18 protein-coding genes are annotated in these 23,348 nt (G+C 58.9%); 10 read left to right on the top strand and 8 right to left on the bottom strand.

What is annotated here, in order from left to right; genetic code table 11:
• Positions 1–356 precede the first annotated feature (356 nt).
• From NW838_RS08910 to rsgA, 8 genes are all read left to right on the top strand, one after another.
• Positions 357–1,277: a hypothetical protein gene (locus NW838_RS08910; RefSeq protein WP_414427879.1), complete on the top strand. Its 921-nt coding sequence runs from the start codon at positions 357–359 to the stop codon at positions 1,275–1,277.
• Between the two features lie 66 nt (positions 1,278–1,343).
• Positions 1,344–2,564: a DUF445 domain-containing protein gene (locus tag NW838_RS08905; RefSeq protein WP_414355535.1), complete on the top strand. Its 1,221-nt coding sequence runs from the start codon at positions 1,344–1,346 to the stop codon at positions 2,562–2,564.
• Between the two features lie 40 nt (positions 2,565–2,604).
• Positions 2,605–4,266 carry a bifunctional metallophosphatase/5'-nucleotidase gene (locus NW838_RS08900; protein WP_414349860.1) on the top strand — a complete coding sequence of 554 codons (1,662 nt, stop codon included), beginning with the start codon at positions 2,605–2,607 and terminating at the stop codon, positions 4,264–4,266.
• A 156-nt stretch (positions 4,267–4,422) separates the two neighbouring features.
• The gene (gene grpE, locus NW838_RS08895; RefSeq protein WP_414427878.1) at positions 4,423–5,160 is read left to right on the top strand and encodes a nucleotide exchange factor GrpE; all 738 of its coding nucleotides are present in this window, start codon (positions 4,423–4,425) and stop codon (positions 5,158–5,160) included.
• A gap of 179 nt (positions 5,161–5,339) precedes the next feature.
• Positions 5,340–7,148, top strand: a complete 1,809-nt coding sequence (dnaK, locus tag NW838_RS08890) for a molecular chaperone DnaK (protein WP_414329166.1) — start codon at positions 5,340–5,342, stop codon at positions 7,146–7,148.
• 126 nt (positions 7,149–7,274) lie between these two features.
• Positions 7,275–8,459, top strand: coding sequence for a molecular chaperone DnaJ (dnaJ, locus tag NW838_RS08885; RefSeq protein WP_414329167.1), 1,185 nt, complete (start codon positions 7,275–7,277; stop codon positions 8,457–8,459).
• A complete protein-coding gene (locus NW838_RS08880; protein WP_414329168.1) occupies positions 8,456–8,725 on the top strand; it encodes a sulfurtransferase TusA family protein in 270 nt (89 codons plus the stop codon). Before dnaJ ends, NW838_RS08880 begins: the two co-directional genes overlap by 4 nt.
• Complete coding sequence (gene rsgA / locus NW838_RS08875) at positions 8,722–9,765, top strand: ribosome small subunit-dependent GTPase A (protein ID WP_414427877.1); 1,044 nt, start codon at positions 8,722–8,724, stop codon at positions 9,763–9,765. Before NW838_RS08880 ends, rsgA begins: the two co-directional genes overlap by 4 nt.
• Before the next feature lie 170 nt (positions 9,766–9,935).
• Here rsgA and NW838_RS08870 read toward each other — a convergent pair whose 3' ends face one another.
• From NW838_RS08870 to rpmH, 5 genes are all read right to left on the bottom strand, one after another.
• On the bottom strand, positions 9,936–10,517 hold the full coding sequence (locus NW838_RS08870; RefSeq protein WP_414382545.1) for a Uma2 family endonuclease: 582 nt from the start codon (positions 10,515–10,517) through the stop codon (positions 9,936–9,938).
• A gap of 294 nt (positions 10,518–10,811) precedes the next feature.
• A complete protein-coding gene (locus NW838_RS08865) occupies positions 10,812–11,690 on the bottom strand; it encodes a hypothetical protein (protein WP_414355541.1) in 879 nt (292 codons plus the stop codon).
• A 632-nt stretch (positions 11,691–12,322) separates the two neighbouring features.
• Entirely contained in the window at positions 12,323–15,886 is a 3,564-nt protein-coding gene (smc, locus tag NW838_RS08860; RefSeq protein WP_414427876.1) for a chromosome segregation protein SMC, read from the bottom strand.
• Positions 15,887–15,966: 80 nt separating this feature from the next.
• The gene (gene rnpA, locus NW838_RS08855; RefSeq protein WP_414355543.1) at positions 15,967–16,368 is read right to left on the bottom strand and encodes a ribonuclease P protein component; all 402 of its coding nucleotides are present in this window, start codon (positions 16,366–16,368) and stop codon (positions 15,967–15,969) included.
• A 93-nt stretch (positions 16,369–16,461) separates the two neighbouring features.
• On the bottom strand, positions 16,462–16,602 hold the full coding sequence (gene rpmH, locus NW838_RS08850) for a 50S ribosomal protein L34 (RefSeq protein WP_011434477.1): 141 nt from the start codon (positions 16,600–16,602) through the stop codon (positions 16,462–16,464).
• Between the two features lie 225 nt (positions 16,603–16,827).
• Between rpmH and dnaA the strand changes: the two genes are divergently transcribed.
• Both dnaA and NW838_RS08840 read left to right on the top strand, forming a co-directional pair.
• Complete coding sequence (dnaA, locus tag NW838_RS08845) at positions 16,828–18,231, top strand: chromosomal replication initiator protein DnaA (protein ID WP_414355544.1); 1,404 nt, start codon at positions 16,828–16,830, stop codon at positions 18,229–18,231.
• A 119-nt stretch (positions 18,232–18,350) separates the two neighbouring features.
• Positions 18,351–19,070 (top strand): hypothetical protein, encoded by a 720-nt coding sequence (locus tag NW838_RS08840; RefSeq protein ID WP_414350058.1) that lies wholly within the window; start codon positions 18,351–18,353, stop codon positions 19,068–19,070.
• Between the two features lie 125 nt (positions 19,071–19,195).
• On the opposite strand, the gene NW838_RS08835 is transcribed toward NW838_RS08840, so the two are convergent.
• From NW838_RS08835 to NW838_RS08825, 3 genes are all read right to left on the bottom strand, one after another.
• Positions 19,196–20,017 carry a class I SAM-dependent methyltransferase gene (locus NW838_RS08835; protein ID WP_414427875.1) on the bottom strand — a complete coding sequence of 274 codons (822 nt, stop codon included), beginning with the start codon at positions 20,015–20,017 and terminating at the stop codon, positions 19,196–19,198.
• A 106-nt stretch (positions 20,018–20,123) separates the two neighbouring features.
• Positions 20,124–22,046 (bottom strand): ATP-dependent zinc metalloprotease FtsH, encoded by a 1,923-nt coding sequence (ftsH, locus tag NW838_RS08830; RefSeq protein WP_414406524.1) that lies wholly within the window; start codon positions 22,044–22,046, stop codon positions 20,124–20,126.
• A gap of 136 nt (positions 22,047–22,182) precedes the next feature.
• The gene (locus NW838_RS08825) at positions 22,183–23,058 is read right to left on the bottom strand and encodes an SDR family NAD(P)-dependent oxidoreductase (RefSeq protein WP_414355548.1); all 876 of its coding nucleotides are present in this window, start codon (positions 23,056–23,058) and stop codon (positions 22,183–22,185) included.
• Between the last annotated feature and the right edge of the window lie 290 nt (positions 23,059–23,348).

The following is a 23,348-nucleotide window of genomic DNA, read 5'->3' as shown; positions in this document are numbered from 1 at the left end:
ATCGCTGCATAGTTGAACAGTGATGTTCAGCAGTGTTCAGCGTAAATGTATCAGCCTTCACCTTCTCCTTCTCCAGAAGGACGGTCTCCTGCAGAACCCAAGCCGGAGTCCAGCCCCGAGGCTCAGGAGAGTGAGGCTACAGAGTCTCCTAAGCCAGAATCCCCAGCCCCCCAGCCAGGGGATCCCGGCGGACCGACTCCTTCTCCTTCCCCCAGCCCCTAGGGAAAACTCGATCCAGACCCCGAACAGGCTCAATAGTGTTTTAAGAGCTTCCGATCCCTTAATACCTACTAAATCTAGTGGGCACAAGCGGGGCAGGATGTTAAGCTACTGCCAGTTGCGACCGGATGGGATCCATGAGCTCAACCTTGCAGCCGTTCCTGCATTTGTTGCAGAGGAGTTCCTTTTGGGGGGTGTTGATAGCCGGTGCCGTTACCCCGGTTGCTGCTCAGCAGTTCGAGTTCACCCCTCAGCCGGTGCCCCCCAGGGGGGATCCCGTCCCTACCTTGCCCTTGCTGAGCCCTCCGCCCTCCCCCGGCTCTGCCACGGCCCTGCCACCGGTACCTCAGGTGCCGCAAATGCCGCTGGATCCCACAGCTCCGGCCTTGGATCCGATCCCGGTGGTGCCCGTTCAAGCGGCCCCAGGTGGACACCCCCCCCAAGGCGAGGCCTATTCCTATCAACGTCGGCCCGACCTCAGTCCAGGTGGGGATCTCCCTGGAGCCACGCGGGGCGAGCTGCCTGCCGGCACCCGTATTCTCCTCACGGTCTACCGCCCCATCACTTTCCAGCCCTACCAGGCCATTAACGGCCACCTGGAAGTCTCCGAGCCGGTGGTGGATCGCTTTGGCCAGGTGGTGATCCCGGCAGGGAGTGTAGTGTGGGGCACTTTTGAGCCGGTTTACCGAGAACTGAAGTTGTCTGGCCGGGAGGCGGAGAGCGCCGATCCCCAAGAGCGGGTCGTCGGCAGCCGCTTTGTGGCCAACCGCCTCACCATTGGGTCTTCCACCTACTTGGTGAGAGGCCAATCTGCGCCGCTACCAGTCGGGTTGGATCGCAACGCCGATGTCGGCACAACTGTAGCCCGCGGGGCAGGCTATGGGGCAGCAGGTGGGTTGGCCTTGGGGATCCTCACGGGGGGATGGGGCTTTTTGCCGATCTTGGCCGGCAGCTTGGCCGGCGCTGCGGCAGGCAGTACCAATATTGACCGGGTGGTGACGCTGCAGCCCAATACGTTGGTGGAGCTGGAACTGACCGATAGCCTGATCATCCAATAACTGGTCAACGCTCTCTTGCGCTGGGGCAGCTCGGTAGAGTAGAAGAGAGCCCCCTCCATTGGTTCCATGGCCTTCTGGATCTACGTTGTGCCCCCGCTGGCCGGGCTGGTGATCGGCTATTTCACCAACGACATTGCCATCAAAATGCTGTTCCGGCCCTACCGCCCCTATCGGGTTTTCGGCTGGCGCATCCCCTTCACCCCCGGTTTGATCCCGCAGAACCAACCCCGTCTGGCCAAGCAGATCGCCAAGACCATCATGGGATCCCTGCTCACGCCGGAGGAACTGCACAATCTGGCCCGTAAGCTGCTGCAAACCGAGCGCATGCAAGCAGGGATCCGCTGGCTGCTGGGGGTAGCTCTGGATCGGCTGCAAAACCCTGAGCAGCAGCAGCAAACCGCCCAGGTGTTGGCGCGCATTTTGGCCGATCTGTTTAACGAGTCGTTGCCCCGCCTGGTGAAGGTGCTGGCCCGTCAAGAAACCTTTTTGGAAGGGCCGATTAACCAACTGTTCGACCAGGTGTTGCTGGAGCTGCGTCTCAGTGCCGAGCAGGCCAAGCAGCTCTCAGAGTGGATCTTGAAGCAGGCGCTGCCCCCAAAGGTGTTGCGGCAGAACTTGGTGGACTTTCTCACCGATCGCAACATCGAATCCCTGGATGAGGAGTTTCGTGAACGGGCCACCGGCTCCTACTGGGTGGTGGCCAACCTGTTCGGCCTGAAAAATGCCCTGCTGCGCCTGCGCACCTATTGTCTGGAAGAGCCGGAAGGGGCAGAGGCCATCTTGGAAGATCTGCTCAAAGACATCAACGCCCCCCGCCGCCTGACCGAGATCCTGCAGAACCTCTCTCTGCAAAACCTGCCGGTTTCCGCCGTGCGTCAGTTGCGCCGTGCCCTCCGCGACGGGATCCAAGATTACCTGCGCAGCCAAGGGCCAGAGGTTATCAAAGGGCTGGGGGAGACCATCGATTGGGAAAAAGTGGCCAGCCTGGTGTTGGGACGCCTGCGCAACTCCAAGGCGTTGATCACCTCCATCGACCAGATCAGCGCCGACCTGGCTCTGGTCTTGGAGCGCTACCTAGAACGAGATCTCGAATCCCTGATGATGCAGGTGATCCCGGTGTTGAACTTGGATCAGGTCATTGCCGATAAAGTCAACGCCACCTCCCCTGCCGACCTGGAGCAGGCCATCCAGCAGATCGTGCGCCAAGAACTCCAGGCCATCGTCAACTTAGGCGGCCTCCTCGGCTTTTTGGTGGGCTGTGTGCAGGTGCTGTTCTTGCTGGGCTGACGAGTTTGGGTTGGGCTTTGACTTTGGCTATGATATGAGAATGCGATTAACAATTCTCCACACTTCGGATCTCCATGCCAATCTACATCCCTGGAACTACTTCACCGGGATCCCTGCGGAGCACGGTTTAGCCAAGCTGGCCACCCTCATCAAGCGCGTGCGAGCAGCCAGTGAGGATCCCGTCCTGCTCATCGACAGCGGCGACACTATTCAGGGATCCCCCTTGGGCAGCTACTATGCGCAAGTGGAGCGCGTCTCCCCTCACCCCTTGGCTCATGCTCTCAACGCCTTGGGCTACGACGCCTTTACCCCCGGCAACCACGACTTTAACTTTGGGCTGCAAGTTCTCCAGGATTTTATCGGCGATCTCCGCTGTCCGGTGCTCTGCGCCAACATCCTCCGCCAGAATGGGGATCCCCTCTTCCAGCCCTACCTGATCCGGGAATTGGCCGGGGTTCGCGTTGGCTTGCTAGGGCTGACCACCCCCCGCATCGACACCTGGGAGCGACCCGACTACATTGCGGGGCTGCGCTTTGCCCCCTTGTTGGAGACCGCCCGCCACTACCTATCGCTGCTGCGACCTCAGGTGGATGTTTTGATCTTGATCCTGCACAGCGGCCCCAACCAATTGCCCCCCCTGCGCACCCCTGAGCATTGGCACAACCCGGATCGCTCCGGCTGGTGCAGCAACAAAAGCCTGGCAGGGGAAAACGAACTGTTGGCCCTGGCCGAACTGGACGGCATTGACGTCATCCTCTCCGGCCATACCCACCAGACCATCGCCGGTCTGGGGGGATCCCCAGCTCTAGTGGTGCAGCCCGGCTATTGGGGCAGCCACCTCTCCCAGGTATCCCTGGAGCTGGAGCGCCAGGGCAGCCGCTGGCAAATCATCAGCAAAAGCGCACAGCTCCTCTCCGCCGAAGGGATCCCTCCCGATCCCGAACTCTTGGCCTTGACAGAGCCCTATCATCAAGCCACCCTGCGCTACATCCGTCAGCCCATTGGCCAAGCCCGTTCTGCCTATAGCGGCGGTCTGGCAGCCCGTCTGGGGGCCAACCCTCTGGCAGAGCTGCTCCATCAGGCCCAATTGCAAGCAGTGCGGGAGGCAGGATTCCCCGCAGAGCTCTCCCTGGTCAACATCTGCAGCAGCGCCGGCCTGTCAGCAGGCCCCATCTCCCTGCAAGATGCCTACAGCCTCACCGTCTACGACAACACCCTCTGCGTTTTGGAGATCACCGGAGATATTCTGCGGCGCGCCCTGGAACAGACTGCCGGCTATTTTCGCCAGTTGGATCCCAATCACCTTCCCGCCGATCCTGCTGCCGTCGTGGCCCCCGAAGCCCGCGGCTACACCTTCGACCTCTACCACGGCATCGACTACTGCTTCGATCTCACCCGCCCCGTAGGAAAGCGCCTGGTGACCTTACAATTCCGCGGACAGCCGGTGGAACCAGCACAGACCTTTCGCCTGGCCATTAACCACTACCGAGCCGGCGGCGGCGGCGGTTACAGCATGTTCCAAGAAGCCCAAACCCTGTGGATCTCAGCCGATAGCATCCGCGACTTTCTGGTCTACTATATTCACACCCACTCCCCCATTCAACCCATCTACAGCCCCAACTGGCGCCTAATCCCCGACTTGGCCAAGATCTACTTCCCCGATTGCCTGGGCCGGCCACGGGAACATCTGCTGGTCGGCTAGGAAAGAAAAGATATTGACTTCAACTGGCTGAAAGAGAACCCGGTAGAATACGATCAGCACAGAGCCCGGTTTGGCTGAATGCACCGGCGGTTTTGAAACTGCCAAACTGGGGATATCCGAGTCACTGCTCATTGCTAACACTTGCCGACATCGCCCATGACTGCCGAAGAGAAGCAACCGATGGCCCCAGAAGATACCTATCCTGAACTACAGGAAGAAGAGATCGACGTAGAGGCAGAGCTGGAGAAGCTGATTTTGGAAGATAGCGAAGCAGAAGCCGGTACCTCCTCCGGAGAAACCGCAGCTGAGCCTTCTCCAGATCCCGGTGAAGCTCTCAAGCAGCTCCAGCACGAGTTGGAAGTTGTCCGCCAGCAACTCAAAGAGAAAGAAGACGCCTACCTGCGCCTCTACGCCGATTTTGAAAACTACCGGCGGCGTACCCAGCGGGAAAAAGAAGAGTTCAGCCAAAAAGAACGGCAGAAATTTGTGCTGGAGATCTTGCCTGTTGTGGACAGCTTTGAGCGGGCTCAGCAGCAGCTGAAGCTGGAAACCGACCGCGAGCGGGAGTTGCACAACAGCTACCAGAGCGTCTACCGCCTGCTGGTGGAATGCCTGAAGAAGATGGGCGTCTCCCGCATGAAATCGGTGGGCCAGCCCTTCGACCCCAACCTGCACGAAGCCATAGCCCGTCAGCCCAGCCCAGACTATCCCGAGGATGTGGTAGCCATCGAATATCAGCCAGGTTACAAGCTGGGGGACTTGGTGATCCGTCATGCCATGGTGGCCGTCTCGGCGGGCAGCCCCGGCTCTGAACCATCCCCCTCTGCCCAGGCCACCAGCGAACCCGGCCCGGAGAGCACTCCTGCCTCTCCCCAAAACCCCCAACCTTCCTAGCCGAACTTGCTCACTTGAACCTTGACAAACAGAGCCAGAGCAGTCTCAGAAACGCTACAGTAGAGCTACGGAGACGAAAGCACCGTCTGAAGGTTTCTGCGGGATTCTGGGCAGAATGCTTTTAAGATCCGTGGAATTGCGTTCTTGGGTTGAGACTTGGCGCACGGGAAGAGGGGGCTATGGGTAAAGTCATCGGGATTGACCTGGGAACCACCAACAGTTGCGTGGCGGTTTTGGAAGGTGGTCAGCCCGTTGTGATCACCAACGCCGAGGGAGGGCGCACCACCCCCAGCATTGTCGGCTTCGCCAAGAACAACACCCGCTTGGTGGGCCAACTGGCCAAGCGCCAGGCGGTTACCAATGCTGAAAACACCATCTTCAGCATCAAACGCTTCATTGGCCGCACCTTTGCCGAGACCGAAGATGAGCGGAGGCGGGTTCCCTACAAAGTCATCCCCGGTCGAGACAACATGGTGGAAGTGGCGGTGCAAGATCGCGCCTACACTCCGCAGGAGATCTCCGCCATGATCCTGCAAAAGCTGAAGGCCGATGCGGAGGCCTATCTGGGGGAGCCGGTGACCCAAGCCGTGATCACCGTTCCCGCCTATTTTACCGATGCCCAGCGGCAGGCCACCAAAGATGCGGGCACCATTGCCGGCCTGGAGGTGCTGCGCATCATCAACGAGCCGACAGCAGCCGCCCTGGCCTATGGCCTAGACAAACAAGATCAAGACCTACGCATTCTGGTTTTCGATTTGGGTGGCGGCACCTTCGATGTCTCGGTGCTGCAACTGGGCAGCGGCGTGTTTGAGGTGCAGGCGACTGCCGGCAACAACCACCTGGGGGGGGATGATTTCGACCAAAGAATTGTCGATTGGCTCATCCGTCAGTTTTTGGAGACGGAAGGGATCGACCTCTCGCGGGATCGCATGGCCCTGCAGCGGATGCGGGAGGCTGCTGAGAAGGCCAAAATTGAGCTGTCCAGCACCCAGGTTACACTCATTAACCTGCCTTTTATCACCGCCGACGATTCGGGGCCCAAGCACCTGGAAGTGGAGCTGACCCGCGGCAAGTTTGAGGAGTTGGTGCGGGATCTGGTGGAGGCCACCGTGGAGCCTACAGAACAGGCGCTGCGGGATGCTGGCCTCTCCCCTGCAGACATCGACCGCGTGCTGCTGGTGGGCGGCTCTACTCGTATTCCCGCTGTCCAGGAGAAAATTCGGCAAATCTTCAAAAAAAACCCAGATCGCTCCGTCAACCCGGACGAGGCGGTGGCCCTTGGCGCTGCCATCCAGGCAGGCGTGGTGGGTGGAGAAGTGAAAGATCTACTGCTGCTGGACGTGATCCCTCTCTCGATTGGGGTGGAAACGCTGGGGGGAGTCTTCACCCGCATCATCGAGCGCAACACCACCATTCCCACCAGTAAAACCCAGATTTTCTCCACTGCCACCGATGGCCAGAGTGTGGTGGAGATTCACGTCCTGCAGGGAGAGCGGGCCATGGCCAAAGACAACAAAACCTTGGGCCGCTTTCAGCTGACCGGGATCCCGCCGGCTCCCCGTGGGGTGCCCCAGATCGAGGTTTCTTTTGACATCGATGCCAACGGGATCTTGAAAGTCTCAGCCCGAGAAAAGGGGACGGGGATCGAGCAGAGCGTCAAGATCACCAATAACGGTGGCCTGAGCAGCAGCGAGATCGAGCGGATGCGCCGAGAAGCGGAGGCTTATGCCGAAGAAGATCAGCGCCGGCGGCAGTTGGTGGAAGCCCGCAACCAGTCGGACAGCCTGCTCTACAACTACGACAAAACCCTGCAGGAGCATGGCAATCGTCTCAGCGAAGCTCGAATCCAGCGGGGGGCTCAGGTGGCGGGCACATTGAGGGCATTGCTGGCAAATGATAACGTAGACTTAGCAACTTTACGGAACGCAATGGAAGAGCTGCGGGCTGTCCTTCTGGAGATGGGTAGCGAGATCTACGGAGCTCGCTAAGGCTTCTTGTTAGCTGCTCTCCCCCGGCTCCGGTGCCTTGCAAGCTTGCTGCGGTTGTGCTGCCTGACAAGTTGCATCTCAAGTGTGTCTGATGTTTTGATCTTTAACCTCTTCTGAAGCGCTTCTATGGCTCGCGACTACTATGAAATCTTGGGGGTTAGCCGCGATAGCTCCAAAGAGGAGATCAAGCGCGCCTATCGACGGTTGGCTCGTAAGTACCACCCGGATGTCAACAAGGAGCCAGGCGCCGAGGAGCGCTTCAAGGAGATCAACCGTGCCTATGAGGTGCTCTCTGATAATGAGCTGAAAGCCCGCTACGATCGCTTTGGAGAAGCGGGTTTGAGTGGAGCTGCTGCGGCAGCAAGTGGATTCCAGGATTTTGCGGGGATGGGTGGCTTTGCCGACATTTTCGAGAGCTTTTTCACCAACTTTGCAGGGGCAGGAGCCAGCTATGCCCGCAGTCGCCAGGGGCCGGTACGGGGCGATGATCTGCGCTTTGACCTAAAACTGGAGTTTCTGGAAGCCATCTTCGGCGGCGAAAAGCAAATTCGCATCAGCCACTTGGAAGTCTGCAACGTCTGTGGGGGCAGCGGGGCCAAGCCCGGTACGGAGGTGAAAACTTGCCCCACCTGCGGAGGTGGCGGTCAGGTGCGACGGGCAACCCGCACGCCGTTTGGCAACTTTACCCAGGTCTCGGTTTGTCCCACCTGTGGTGGCAGCGGTCAGGTGTTGGAGGAGCCCTGCTACAACTGCAACGGCGAGGGCTTGGCCCAAACCACGAAGAAACTGCGCATCAACATCCCAGCCGGCGTGGATAGTGGCACCCGTTTGCGGGTTTCTGGGGAAGGCGATGCCGGTCGACGCGGTGGCCCGCCCGGGGATCTCTACGTCTACCTATTTGTGGAACCGGATCCCGACTTCCAGCGAGATGGCCTGACCATTCTCTCGGAGGTGCGGGTGAGCTATTTGCAGGCCATCTTGGGGGCCAAGGTCTCTGTGCCCACCGTGGACTCGAAAGCCGGCCTGGAGGAGGAGGTGGAGCTGACCATCCCAGCCGGATCCCAGCCGGGTACAGTGCTGACCCTGGAGGGCAAGGGGGTACCTCGCATTGGCAACCCGATGTCTCGGGGCGACCACCAAATCACCTTGGTGGTGGAGATCCCCACCCGCATCAGCTCAGAAGAGCGGGAATTGCTCATGCGCCTGGCTGAGCTGCACGGAGAACGCATCAACAAGCGGGATGGTTTCTTGGGCGGGTTGTTGCGGGGGCTGGCCCAGATGCCTGGCAACCGGGAGCGTGAGGAAGAATGACTGCAGAGGCTGTTTCGTCGGAAGAGGTCAAGTTTATCCTTGACCAGCGGGGGATCCCTTGCCCACTTAACTACGTGCGGGCGAAGCTGCGCCTGGAGCGCATGGCTCCTGGAGAACTGCTGGAGCTATGGCTGGATGCGGGAGAACCTCTGGAGCAGGTGCCCAACAGTCTAGCCATGGCCGGGCATCGGATTGAGGGACAGGCAGCTTCCCCCGAAGGCCATTACATTCTCTGGGTGCGTCGCGGCACACCTGCGTCGCCATGAACCCGGTGAAACCAGAAGGAAAGGGGGATCCGGGATCCAGTTGTACCGGCTGGGTGCGCGCAGCGCAGGCCAACTTTTATCGCGTGCGTATCGATCCAAGTTTGGCTGCCCTCTTTCCCGAGATCCCGGCTCGGTTTCCGGTTGAAAAGCCCACGCCGGCAGAGATTCTCTGTACCAGTCGGGCCAAGCTGAAAAAAATGGGTCAGCAGGTGATGGTGGGGGACTGGGTGGAGGTGCGCTTGCCGCCTGCTGCCGCCGACCTCTGGCCGGAGCGGGGGGTGATCGAGGCGATCCTGCCGCGGCGCACTCAACTGCCTCGACCTGCTATTGCCAACGCGACCCAAGTTCTGGTGGTGGTGGCCCTGGCCGAGCCCGACCCTGAGCCCAACGCCCTCAGCCGTCTGCTGGTGCAAGCCGAGGCCAGCCAACTGCGGGTTCAGGTGGTGTTGAACAAATGCGACTGCGTGGATCCAGAAGTGGCGACAACTTGGGTGGAGCGTCTGCAGAGGTGGGGATATGAGCCTCTGTTGGTCAGTGCCCACACCCAAGCTGGGATCCCCCAGTTGCAACAGTGCTGTCGAGATCAGATCTCGGTGGTGACAGGCCCTTCCGGGGTGGGCAAATCCAGCTTGCTCAATCGGCTGCTGCCGGACGTTCGGCTGGCCACTCAGGCCGTCTCCAGACGTTTGGGCCATGGTCGGCACACCACCCGCCATGTGGAGCTGTTTCCTTTGCCGGAAGGCGGTTGGATCGCCGATTCGCCGGGATTCAATGCTGGCGAAGGGATCCCGCCGGTGCATCCTTTGCAGTTGATACGGTGCTTCCCCGAAGTAAGGGATCGCTTGGGCGCCTGTCAGTTTCGCGATTGCCTGCACCATCGAGAGCCGGGCTGTGGGCTCCGAGATCTGGATTGGGAACGACGGACTTTTTACTTGCAGCTTTTGCAAGAAGTCCAGCAGGTGCAAAAGGCATCGGTGGGCCTTATCCAGCCTGGCCAAGATCCCAGTCTCGCCAGAATTGCGCGAAAGACCCCAATCTGAGGACTATAGTCATTCCAAACTAGATTGAGACACTCCTCAAGCATTCCGTGCAGCTTCTGCGACCACTCCCAGCCCCTCTTCCTTTGGGAGAGGGGAGTTAGGAACCAATACACAATACAACAGAAATGTTTCATTCCTGTCTAAAATGACTATAAAACGACCGTAGAATGTCAGGTCGACCAGATCTTGCGGATGGGCAAGGTGAAGCCCGGCAGCACGTCCTCTCCCGATAAGGTTTCCGGATCTTCGACCAATTCCGGCGCTTGCCCTTGTCGGTAGATCATCACCCGCTTGGCCTTGGGATCCAGCAGCCACCCCAGCCGGCAGCCGTTGTCCATGTATTCTTGCATCTTGGCCTGAGTTTGAATCCAAGAGTCGGTGGGCGAGAGGATCTCCACCACAAAATCGGGGCACAGGGGCAAAAATCCTTGACGGACTGAGGGATCCAAAGCTTCCCACTTTTCAATCGGGATCCAGGCCAAATCAGGGGAGCGGTCGCTGCCTGAAGGCAAGGAAAATCCGGTGGAAGAATCAAAGCTTTTCCCTCGGCCCGATTGCCGATTCCAAACATAAACTTCCCCGGCAATTTCAAAGTTAAGATTGCCCGTTTCCCCACCGGTTGGAGACATGATGACCAATTCTCCTTGGGCAGTACGCTCCAGCTTCAGCTCAGGATTGGCGGCACAAAGCCGGATAAAATCTGCTCGGCTGAGGGTTATCAGGGGAGATAGATTCAGAGTCAGAGCAGCCATGGCAAATAGAACATCCGTATACAAAACTGACTTGTCAGAATGATCCCACTGCTGAAGTGCAACCAGGAAGAAGTTCGGATGCTTGCGCTGAGTCTAAAAGCATTAGTCTAGCAGGGAAGAGCAGCTAATCGCAACCGCAGGAACTTTTTCCAGAGAGAATGCCATCCAAAACAACCTCTTCTCGCCAAATCGTGAGTTTTTAGCAAAGACTTGAACCCTTTTCTGAGCGCCATTTCCGACGGAGCTACCCGTCAGGCCAGCATTGGGATCAACAGCATCACCAAGTGCTATGGTCTAGTTTTGATTCAACGTTTTCCAGGTCTTGAGGGTGGGTGAGAGGGGAATGGAGAGAGTCTCGCTCTGGGCGATCTCCTGCTCAAAGTTTTCCCTGGCTTGGGGATGGATCCCTGCTGTGATCGCTTGCCGCAATACTTGACGACGCACCTCTTCAGTATGCTTGTCTAATGCTGCCACCAAAGCATAGAATCGATCGATTGCAAGCTCGTTGAAATAGCCAAGTGCCACTTCGGCAAAGGATCCCTTTGCACCTCGATAGAGATATCGCACCAAAGTATCGGTGGCTTCTACACCCGGTTCCCCTTTTAGGGAATGCAGGATCTCTAGATTCTTCTGCACCTCTGCCGGCGAATTGCCACAAGACACCCGCGTCAGATTCATCGACACCCAGCCCACCAAGGGTCGGCGAATTTTGAGCCAGCCGTTGAGCACTTCCATGACCCGCACTTCAGCACCATTGGGCAATTGACCGATGACATTTCCCGTAACTACAGCAGGTGTCAATCGCACGTTGGTTGGCGGATTGGGATCATCTATCTGTGTAATGCAAGGTATGGGAATATCGGTGTACACCGTGTCATCCATCTCAACCTCGTTCCCGGCGGCGCGGAGTGTGTTGATTAGCCGACTGATGACATCTTCGGGCACATCCAGTACCGACAAAAGCCAACTTTCGCTAATGCTTGGCCCCGGCCCCCAGCCAGCACGCTCCACCACAATCCACTGACCACTTTGTTTTTTGAGCAGGTAATAGCCTTCGATAACCGGAAGATCGCCAACTCCACCAGAGACGTTGGCCAGAGCATAGTTTTCGACGATGGCAATTGCCCCAATTTCCAGAGGTATGACTGGGGCACCAAGCGTTCGGTCTGCCACTTGCCGAAGATCCTCATTGAGCAGTGGGTCAGCAAGTACAGCTCGCTCTATAGCCGCACGGTCATCAGCGCTGCTCAAGTTTGTGGTGGCTAACGATGGCGAGGCTTGTGCAACCCAAGTTTTCGTTGTGGCAGCAGGCAAAACCGATAAAACTGGCAGCAAAGGTACAAAAGCTTCTACCTCAGTTCTTCTATTGTTCGGCGATTGTGCTGGCTGAGAAAAGGCATTGCTCCCCAAAAGCAGAAGTGCCATTGCTATTGACAATGCTGCCGGAATTCTCCTTGGGATCAATACCGGCTGCCGACTTAGATCTAGACGAACTCGTATGTTCATAAAAATTGCCTAGAGATGGTTTGTTTTTCCGATTTTTCAAGTCCAAACTTCAGCGCAAAGTTTTGCAGGGTTGCTTGCCCACAGATAAATCGGAAGAACGGCTACGTCAACAGCGGATGCTTAAACCCAGTCCTCACCTACAGTTTTGGGTGACTCCCAGAGTGTAGCAGCGGGGCAGAGGCATTGGCTGTTGTAGCGCTATCAATCATGCCTGATTATGCCTGCCGGCTATGGCCCAGCTTCTTTTGATGGCCATCCGGATGGGATCCCGCCGTTGCGGTTGCCCCCTGTTGGATACTTCAGCCGGCGTGAGGGGTGGGGTTGGTCAGGCCGATCACCTGAGTGTATGCACCGCGAGCTTGGGTTACACCAATGGTGCGCTCAGCTTTTTCGATCATGGGGCGGCGCAAGCTGACCACCAGAAACTGCGCCTGACGAGATTGCTGCCAGATCATATTGGCCAATTTTTCTACGTTGGCCCCATCCAAAAACATATCCACCTCATCAAAGGCGTAAAAGCTGGAAGGGCGGAACCGCTGTAGAGCAAAAATAAAGCTGAGGGCTGTCAACGATTTTTCTCCTCCCGACATGGCGCTGAGACGGCGCACCGGCTTGCCTTTGGGGTGGGCCACCAAGGTTAGACCGCCTGCGAAGGGATCCTCTGGGTTTTCCAATTCCAAATGGCCATCCCCATCGGAAAGTTGGGCAAAGATGGTCTGAAAATGGCTGTTGACGGCATGAAAGGCATCCAAGAAGGCTTGCCGACGCAGGGTGGAAAAGTTCTCGATGCGCAGCAACAACTCGGTGCGCTCTTGGTGCAGGGTTTCCAGTTTGGCGCTGAGATCCCGCAGGCGAGCTTGGGTCTGTTCGTATTCGGCGATGGCCAGCATGTTCACCGGCTCTAGGGAACGCAGTTGATCTTCGGTTTTGCGTTTTTGCCGTTGCAGCTCGTCTAGGGTCAGGGTGGCGGGCAAGTTGGGCAGCGGATCCGGCAGCTCTTGGGCCACCGCTTGCAGTTGGGTTTGCAGTTGGGCCAGCAGGGCCTCTTTTTCCTGTTGTTGGGTGAGGGCGTTGTAGCGTTCCCACTCCAGGCGTTGGATCTGCTGTTGTTGAGCCCGCAGTTGAAATTCCTGCCGATCTCGCTCTTGGCGCAGGTGGGCGAGGCGGGCCTCGATCTGGCTCATCTGTTGCCGTTGCTCGGCAAGGTGTTGCTGGATTTGGCCAAGGGTGGCTTGGGCTTGGACGATTTGCTCCTGCAGATAGGCTTGGCGCTGTTTGCTCTCCTGCAGGCGCTCCTGGTGGTGCTGGATTTGGGCCTGTTTCAGGTGTTGTTGGCCGGAGTTCTCCTGCTGTTGCCGCTCCAGTTGGGTCAGTTGCTGCTGCAGCTCTGCCAAGCGACTTTCTTGCTGCTGCACCGCCTGCTGCAGTTGCTGCCAATGCTGGTTCACCGGGGATCCCTCCAGTTGGCTGAGCTTGAGGGCGAGATCGGCTAGGCGCTGTTGCAAGGGATCCCAGCGCAGTTGAATCTGCTGGAGCCGCTGCTGGATCTGGTGGCTTTCGCTTTGCCTTTGCGCCAGGGATCCCTGCAGGTGTTGCAGGCGGGCCTGTTGCTTTTGGCAGTCGGCTTGGTGCCGCTCCAGATATTGCTGGGCTTGCAGGGCGTCTTGGCGAGCCAGGAGCAGGGCTTGGGCCAGTTGTTTTTCGCGGGCTTGGGCTGCTTGTAGGCGCAGGGTGAGGGCGGCCAGCAGTTCCTCCAGCTCGGCCAAGCGGGAGCGCAAGGCGGCCTCCTCGGAAGGTTCGCCGGCAGAAAAGTGGATCCCAGCTCGCTGGGGGGCGCTGCCGCCGGTCATGGCGCCCGAAGTTTCCAACAGCTCCCCTTCCAGAGTAACCATGCGGTGCTTGCCGATGTGGGGCTGGGCCAGCTCTAGGCTTTGGAAAACCAGGGTGGAGCCGAACACAAAGCCGAAAACATCCCGGTAGCGCTCTTCAAAACGCACCAAACGAATGGCGTAGTCGATCAGGCCGTCCAATTTCAGGGGGCTGGGGGGGCGGGTGGGCTGGAGCTTATTCAAGGGCAAAAAGGTGGCGCGTCCGGCTTTTTCCCGCTTCAAAAAGTTGACGGCGCTCACGGCCACGGTGTCATCCTCCACCACCACAAAGTGCAGCCGGTTCCCTGCCGCGATCTCCAGGGCCAGTTGATACTGGGGATCCACCTGCCCCAACTGGGCCACCAACCCCAAAACCCCCGGCAGACGGGCACTCAGGATGGCTTGGGTCGCCCGGGATCCCTGGGATTCTTGCAACACTTGGCGGCGGGTTTCCCATTTGTCCAGTTGCCGCTGCTTGGCGTGCAGCTCGGCGGCCAGGCGTTCGTGGGTGGCGCGATCCAACTCCAGGCCGGCCTGCAGTTGGGCCAGCTCTTGGGCCAAAGTTTGAACCTGAGCTTCCGACTGTCGGCAAGTGTGTTCCAGCTCGGCGGTGAGGGCCAGGTGGGATCCCAGCCACGCCTCGATCTGGGCAATCTCCGCTTGGATCTCTTGGCTTTGTCGTTCCAGTTGCCGTTGTCGCTCTTGCAGGCGAATTTGCTCCTGTTGGAGAGGCTCCTGTTCGGCGCGAAGTTCCTCAATGTGGCGGGTGAGGTAGCGCTGCTGTTTCACCCAGGCATCGGCGGATTGGGCTAGGGCGCGCAGTTGTTCGCGGCTCTGTTCCAGGCTGGTTTGGGCTTTCCGAACCTGGGCCTGCAGGGATCCCTGGGCTTGGGCCAGTTGCTCCTGTTGGCTGTGCAGGTGTTCCAGCTCCGCCTGCAGATGCTGCTGTTGGGTTTGCCGCTCCTGATGTAGGCGCTGCGCTTGCTCGATCTCCTGCTGCCAGGCTGCGATCTGTTGGCTGACCTGTTGCCGCTGTGCTTCGGCGGCGGCGATTTGGGCTTGCAGGTGCAGGTATTCCTCCTCTCCAAGAGCATGGATGCGGCTTTGCAACTCGGTCAGGGCGGCTTCGGCTTGCTGCAAATGCTCGCTCAAGGTCTGCACCTGAGCGGTGGCCTGCTCCTGAGCCTCCAGAAGCTGCTGAATGGCCGCCTGGGTTTCTTCCACTTGGGCCTGCAAATGCCGCCAAAGCAACACCTGTTGCTGCTGCTCCAGCGTTTGCAACTGCAGCCGCAGTTGCTGATAGTGTTGGGCCTTTTCGCTCTCTCTGAGCAGCCGCTCTCCTTGAGCTTGCCATTCTTGTTCGATGAGCCGAAAGCGCTCAATTTGTTCCCGTACCGCCTCCAGCTTGCTGTTGGCCTGGGCGATCTTGCGGTCGAAGGTGGCCACCCCCGCCAATTCGTCGATGATCTGCCGCCGTTCCTTGGGGTGCATGGAAATGATGCTGGTGACATCCCCCTGTAAAACGACGTTGTAGCCGTTGGGGTAGATGTGCATCGCCTCCAGTTGTTCGTGCAGCTCGCTCAGGGTACAGGGCACATCGTTGATGTAGAAAGTGCTGGTGTAGGGGAGAGAATCCGTCCCGCTATCGCGAGTGGGATCCTCAGCCTTTCCGGGCTTGACCCGCAGCCGGCGACTGACTTTCCATTCCCTGGGCTGACCATCTTCTCCCGGCCCCAGCTCAAAGGTGACAGAAACATGGGTTTCCACCTGCCGATTGCCGTTGAGGCTGCCGGAATGCACCAGATCCAAAAGCCTCTCTGCCCGCATCCCCCGCGAGGACGATAAACCCAGCGCGAACAGGATCCCATCCAGGATGTTAGACTTACCGGAGCCATTGGGGCCAGAAATAACCGTGAACCCCGGCAACAGGGGTATCGAGGTTGTGCTACCAAAGGACTTAAATCGGGTCAGCTCAATCCGCTTGACGTACATCACACCCCACATCTAGCGTGACCACCGGCAGATGATGGCAACAGGCTAGCATGGGTAGCAAAAACCTGTGCAGCTCAAGTTTCTTAGGACGGCTTGGCATCTGAGTCTGCACCTGTTGAGTCTACATCTGTGCCGACGAGCAGGTCGGCCTTTTGTAAAAGACGATGCACCTCCGCCCTCAGCTCCGGCCAGCGGTAGGTCAGTAAGTTTGCCTTGGAGATAAACAGCAGCCGGTATCCGGGTTTCAGGTTTGGGCACAGAGGGCGCAAGATTTCTCGCAACTGGCGTCGCAGCCGATTCCGTTTTACGGCAGATTTGCTCACCTTTCTGCCGATCACCAGCCCCACTTGGCTAGGGATCCCTTCGCACCCTGCGGGCATCGGCTGAAACAGCAGGGTCAAGCCTGCACCGGAACGACGTTGGCCCCCCTGGTAGAGCGCCTGAAAAGCTCGTCGATCCCGCAATCGATGAGGAGCCGGCAACATTGGGCACCGAGGAGAGTCTGCCCCAGAAGTCAGCGAGTTTTGGGCTGCAACGCTCCAAAAAACCAAGACAAATCAAATCTCTGACCAAAGGGCTTAGGAAACCGCCAGGCGATAACGCCCCTTGGCCCGCCGTCGCCGCAAGACCTGACGCCCAGTTGCCGTTCGCATTCTGGCCCGAAACCCAGAAACCCGAATGCGTCTGCGATTGGTGCCACGAAGGGTACGCTGAGTCATGGTGAGAAGCCAACTTATGAATCCAAGATCATTTGCCAGAGCTGACCAGACCGAAATTAGCCCGCTTGAAACTGATCGCAGACGATTAATCTTAGCAGACTCAATGGAAAATTGCTAGATTGGCCACCCCGCGCCGAGCAGTTAAATTGGGAATCCCGAAGCTCCTGTCGAGGAAGCCGCCGCTGTTTCCTCTGGGCTTCTGCTGTGTCGCTCTGAGTGTGTGGTGTGGATATTTCCCTGGATCAGCTCTGGGATGAAGCCCTGTGTCATCTGCAGGTGCAGCTCAGCCGCCCAACCTTTGAGGCTTGGATCAAAACGGCGCGGGCTGAATCGTTGGTGGACAACCGCCTCACCATCTGTACCCCCAGCGAATGGGCACGGGGCTGGCTGCAAAAGCACTACGCTTCCACCATCACCGAGGTGGTGCAGCGGGTAGCCGGGATCCCTTTGCAGGTGGAGTTTTCCGTTTCCCCCCATGCTCCGGTCGAGGAAGAACCCCCTTCAAGGGCGATTTCCCCAACATCGCGCAGAGCCGGCAGCTTACCTGCCTCCACCACCCTAGGACTGGAAGTCGGCGGCAGCCTGCCGATGCGGGCGCCGGATCTCAACCCCAAGTATTCCTTCTCACGGTTTGTGGTCGGCCCCAACAACCGCATGGCCCACGCAGCGGCCTTGGCCGTAGCAGACAAGCCCGGACGCGCCTACAACCCCCTGTTTCTCTGCGGCGGGGTAGGGCTGGGCAAAACCCACCTGATGCAGGCCATTGGCCACTACCAGCTAGAGGCAAATCCACAGGCCAAAGTCTTTTACGTGTCCACCGAACGGTTTACCAACGATTTAATCGATGCCATCCGGCGAGACAGCATGCAGTCTTTCCGGGAGCACTATCGAGATGTAGATATTTTATTGGTGGATGACGTTCAATTTATCGAAGGCAAAGAGTACACCCAAGAGGAGTTTTTTCACACCTTTAATACGCTGCACGAGTCCGGCAAACAGATCGTACTGGCCGCCGACCGTTCCCCCCATTTGATCCCTCGTCTGCAGGAACGTCTCTGTTCTCGGTTTTCGATGGGCCTGATTGCCGAAATTCAATCGCCGGATATCGAAACCCGCATGGCCATTCTGAAGAAGAAAGCCGAGTACGAGGGAATGAACTTGCCCGCAGAGGTGATCGAGTACATTGCCACCACCTACACCAGCAACATCCGCGAGCTGGAAGGCGCCCTGATCCGCGCCGTCGCCTATGTTTCCATTTCCGGCTTGCCGATGAGTGTAGAGACGATTCAGCCCATCCTCAATCCCCCCAGCGAGCCGAAAGAGATCACCGCCGACATGATTACCGATGTGGTCTGTGAAGAATTCGGCATCGACCGAGAAAGTTTACTGGGATCCTCCCGCAAGCGTGACATCAGCCAAGCACGGCAAATTGCCATGTTTTTGATGCGCCACTACACCAACCTCAGCTTGCCCAAAATTGGCGATTACTTTGGGGGAAAAGATCACACCACCGTTCTCTATAGCTGTGAGAAAGTCAGTCAGCTACAGCGGGAAAGTCTGCAGTTTGAACGGCAACTGCAAAAATTGGTCGAGCGCTTGCGGGTGGTTGCCAACAGCCGGAACAGCTAGGCTTTCTGTTGTCGTTGAGCCGTCTTTGAGGTGTTGTTGCCGCCCTTTGGCTCTGCCCGTCTGCGTGGAGAATCTCTCGGAAAGCAGCTACAGTAGGGACGCAATGAATGTGGTTGCAGGTGGTGAGACAGTCTGGCAAAGGGCTTCGCCTGGGTATGCTGCTCCTCTGGGCTGGACTGGTGCCTGAGCGGCCGGTTTGGGCCAATTCCCAGCAAGCCCCTATTCCAGATCCGGTGCCGGCCACCCTCTCAGCCGCTTTGGATTTGGGCTTGGATGACCGAATTTTAGAAGACAGCCCCGTGTTGCGCCGCTGGCTGCAAAACCCGCCCAATCTCCTGGAAGAAATCCGCAACACGCCCGTCTTGCCCACCCGCTTGCAGGCCGGCTTTGAGTCCTCTTCGCACTGGCGAATCAGCCTGCAGGATTTGCGCCTGGGAGATCGCCTCACCCTCAGTGGTGACTATCGCCAATCTTCCGAACATCCCGAAGTGCGCCAGTACGGGTCGGAGATGCGCTACTTTCTGGCCCCCCTGGGATCCCCTTTTAATCTGGCGCCACAACTGGGGTATCGGGCTTTGGAACAAAAAAACCGCAGCCTCAGCGGAGTTAGCTATGGGGCTTTTGCCGTTTTGGCCTTGGCTCCCGGAGCTGCAGATTTGACCGGTAGCTACAGTTGGGTTGCCCCCCAGGAGCCGGAAGAAGGACAGGCCACCCTGGCGGAGATCACCGCTGCCTATGCCATTAGCCCTTCTTTTCGTCTTTCTGCTCGCTATAGCCTGCGCAACTCGACCTTGGATCGGGAGTTTAGCTTTGGCGTTGGGCTGGAGTGGATCCCATAGAGTGCGCCCTCACTCCTAGTCTCTCTCTTGGTGGAAGAGGGGAGCCAGGGATCGGCATGACTTGGATTGGGGTAATGGCTCCGACATCGACTCGATGGCCACTGCACAACTTAACCCGGCCAAGATCAGAGGCGCACCGCCCGCACAAAGGCCACCCAACCCAAGCTGAGATAACGCTCCAACTGCAGCCCCACCTGTTGAAGGTGCTCGCGCAACTGGGTTTCTGAGAAAAAATGAAGGCCGGTGGCTTCCAGCCATTGCTGCACCATCTGCCCCCATCCCTGTACCTGCTGGCTGTGCATCGAGACAAAGGCCCCTCCCGGTTTCAAGACGCGGGCAATTTCCCGCAAACAGGGATCCAAAGGCACTTCGTTCAAGGTGGCCCCGCTGATCACCGCCCCAAAAGTTCCAGAGGCGAGGGGAAGCTGTTCGGCTCGGGCCCGCATCAGGCTGTAGTGCTGCCAGTGGGGCTGTGCCTGTTGAGCGGCTTCCGCCAATACCCCTGCTGCATTGTCCAGGCCGATCACCGTCCGCTGCGGATCCCTGGCCAGAATCAAGCGGCTCCAGTACCCCCCGGCAGTGCCCAAATCCAAGATGGGATCCCCCTCCCCCACCAACTCGGCCAGCAGTTGACCCTCCCGCTCGCTGCCAAAGCTCTCTCCCGTCAGCAGCGACAGGGCCCAGGGCCGCCAGAGGCGATCGTAGCCCCAGGCAAACCCAGGCAGATGGGCAATGGCTTGGGCCGGCGTGAGATGCAGGTCCGATGAGCTGCCGATAAAATCCACAGCCCCAGAAGCGGTGATGGGGTAAATTTGGCCACAACTGGGACAATAAACCCGATCCGCCGCGGATCCCTGTTCCCGCCCTGGTGATTGGGTCAACCCTTCCCGACCGCAGCTCAGGCAGCGATAGAGGTGAACCGGCAAAGCAGAGAGCGAAGAGAGCATGCGACAGCCCAACGCAACCCAAAATCGCGAGGAAAAGGGGGCAGCTGCCGGGATCCAGCCCCAACAACCCCCCCAGTTGTCTATCTGGCAATGGAGATGGGATCCCCTAGACCAGCTTTGGACTCCGTCCCGCTTCCGCAAGTGGACTGGGCAGGCCGACCTTCTCCGGGATGGGCACATACTCTGAGACAATCGCCCGGAATTCGTCGCCATCCAGGGTTTCCCGTTCCACCAAGGTATCGGCCAATCGATCCAGCAGAGGGCGGTGCTCCAGCAAAATCTGCTTGGCCTTCTGGTAGCAGCTCTCCAGGATCTGCCGCACCTGGCGGTCGATCTTGGCGGCCACATCCTCCGAGTACTCGACGCGGTTCATCCAGCCGCCGCCCAAGAATACCTCGTTGTTGGGGGGATCCAACATCAAGGGCCCCAGCTCGGACATGCCAAAGCGGGTCACCATCTGCCGCACCAGATTCGTGTTCTGCTGTAGGTCGTTGCTGGCTCCGGTGGTCACTTCGGAGTAGCCGAAGACGATCTCTTCAGCCGCCCGACCGCCAAAGCCCACCACCACCCGATCCAGCAGCCAAGCGCGGCTGTACATGCCGGAGTCGATCTGCTCTTCGTTGGGCAGTTGCTGGGCAAAGCCACCCGCGCCGCCGGAGCGGGGAATGATGGTCACCTTGTTCAAGGGATCTGCATGGGGCAGCAGCGTCATCAGCAGGGCATGGCCGCACTCGTGGTAGGCGATCAGGCGCTTGCTCTTGCCGTCCAGAAGCGGCGGCTTGGTCAGGCCAATGGTGATGCGGTCAATGGCGTCCTCAATGTCTTGGTTGGTGATGGCCATGCGCTGACGGCGGGCCGCCAAAATGGCCGCTTCATTGAGCAGGTTGGCCAGATCCGCACCGGCAAAGCCAGGGGTACGGCGGGCAATCGCCTCCAGGCTGACCTCTTCCGCCAGCTTCTTGTTGCGGGCATGCACCCGCAAGATCTCGTAGCGCCCCTTGAAACTGGGCCGATCCACCGTAATCTGGCGGTCGAAGCGCCCCGGACGCAAGAGAGCGGCATCCAACACATCAGGGCGGTTGGTGGCGGCAATCACGATAATGCCGGTGTTGCCCTCAAAGCCGTCCATCTCCGTGAGCAACTGGTTCAGGGTTTGCTCGCGTTCGTCGTTGCCCCCGCCAATGCCGGCCCCCCGCTGCCGGCCCACCGCGTCGATCTCGTCGATGAAGACGATGCAAGGCGCATTCTCCTTGGCCTTCTTGAAGAGATCCCGTACGCGAGAGGCACCCACCCCGACAAACATTTCCACAAACTCAGAGCCGGACAGGCTAAAGAAAGGCACTCCTGCCTCGCCGGCAATGGCCTTGGCCAGAAGGGTTTTGCCCGTCCCCGGCGGCCCCACCAACAACACACCCTTGGGGATCTTGGCCCCCACCGCTGTGAAGCGCTCCGGCTTCTTCAGGAAGGTGACCACCTCTTGCAATTCTTCTTTGGCCTCTTCGATGCCGGCCACATCGTCGAACTTAACGCCGGTTTTGGCTTCCATCTGGAAGCGGGCCCGCGATTTGCCGAAGTTCATTGCCTGCCCAGGGCCGCCCGCTCCAGCACCGGCACGCCGCAGGAAAAAGAACAACCCTCCCAACAGCAACAGCGGGATCACCAGGTTGCCCAGAAGCGCCCAAAAGGCGCTGCCATTGCGGGTGGGTACCACTGCCACTTCGATCCCCTGCTCGGTGAGGCGGTCCACCAGTTGCGGTACGGTGTTGGGCAGCAGGTTCACTCGGTAGCGGGTGGAATGCTGGGTCTGGGGATCCACAGCCGTAACTTCAGCTACCAGATTGTTGTCCGTGAGGCGCACATCCGTAACCCGCCCCTCCTCGACGTAGCGCAAAAAGCGATCGTAGGTGAGGGCCGAGGCCAAAGCTGCATGGGCGGGTGCAGGCTGCAGCACCAGGCCGGATCCCTGCCAGAGACAAAAGCCCAGCAGGAGGGCGATCAGCCAGCGCTGGGGAGATAGAGGCTTGTTCATAGGGAAGAGAACGCTCGGTTATTAAAAGTCCTTTAACAAACTTAACCTGTCCCTCCTGGAAGGCACAACCCTACCCCCGCAAGGATGAGCTCCTGAGGGATCCCTGCCCCATCCGATGCCCGCCACAAGCCTGCAGTTAGGCCGAGCCGGGGGATCCCAGCCGATCCAGCCCATAGACGCGCCGCCACATAGAGTCGGCCAGAGAGGCCGGCAGCAGCCGCATCAGCCCCAACGCCACCTTGCCCCCTGTGAAAGCAGTGTAGCGGTCGGAAGGGTGAGGATCCGTCATCGCCCTCAAGATCGGCTCCACCACTTTTTCCACCGGCCAGGCCATTTTGTTAAACGAGCTGGCCAGATCGGCGGTCTTGTCCAAGATCGCTTTGTAGGGGCCATTGGGGTTGACAACGGCAGCAAAGGTTTCTTCCGCCACGCGGCCAAACTCGGTGGCTACCGGCCCCGGCTCGATCAAGATGACCTTGATGCCGAAGGGGGCCACCTCCACCCGCAACGCATCGCTGAGGGCCTCCACAGCAAACTTGGTTGCGTTGTAAACGCCACTGAAGGGCATCGACATCTGGCCGGCCACCGAGCTGAGGTTGAGGATGCGGCCACTGCCCCGTTCCCGCATTTGGGGCAAGAGGGCACGGGTGAGGGCGTGCAAGCCAAATACATTCACCTCAAACTGGCGCCGCATGGCCGCCACATCCACCTCTTCCACCGGCCCCATCTGGCCATAGCCGGCGTTGTTCACCAGGATATCCACCCGGCCAAAGTGATCCAGAGCCTTTTGGGCCAGCGCCTCCACCTGGGCCGTATCGGCCATGTCGGTGGGCACCACCAGCGCCTCCGCTCCCCGACTCTCCACCAAGTCTTTGACGTTTCGCAGCAGCCCTTCCCGGCGGGCCGCCAGCACCAAGCGAGCCCCGCGTTTGGCCGCCTCCAGAGCGACTGCTTCCCCAATTCCAGCAGAGGCACCAGTAATCAGCACCACTTGATTGGCAAGTGAAGGCATGGTTTCCTTGATCCAAACTCTTCAACATCCTAGAAGAACGACTGGGATCCCTGGAGAGGGGCAGCTCCGTCTTCCGAACTTCTGGATTCGGCATCCGGTATTATGGCTATGATGGGGTGAGCCCAAAAAACAGCCGGGACAAAGCCCGATGGACAAGCTTCCTCTTGGGCTGAGGTCTTGCGGCGCTTTGACCAAAGTCTAAAGTGTAGAGAATGGGGTATAGGGTGCAGCGACTGTGAAGTACTTCTGCAGACGAATTGGCCGATGTCGATCTCTGTCGCCGGAAGAGC

Source organism: Synechococcus sp. R55.2 (assembly GCF_047462075.1).
In the GTDB taxonomy this organism is placed as follows: Bacteria; Cyanobacteriota; Cyanobacteriia; order Thermostichales; family Thermostichaceae; genus Thermostichus.
This window is presented reverse-complemented; position numbering and strand designations above follow the sequence as displayed.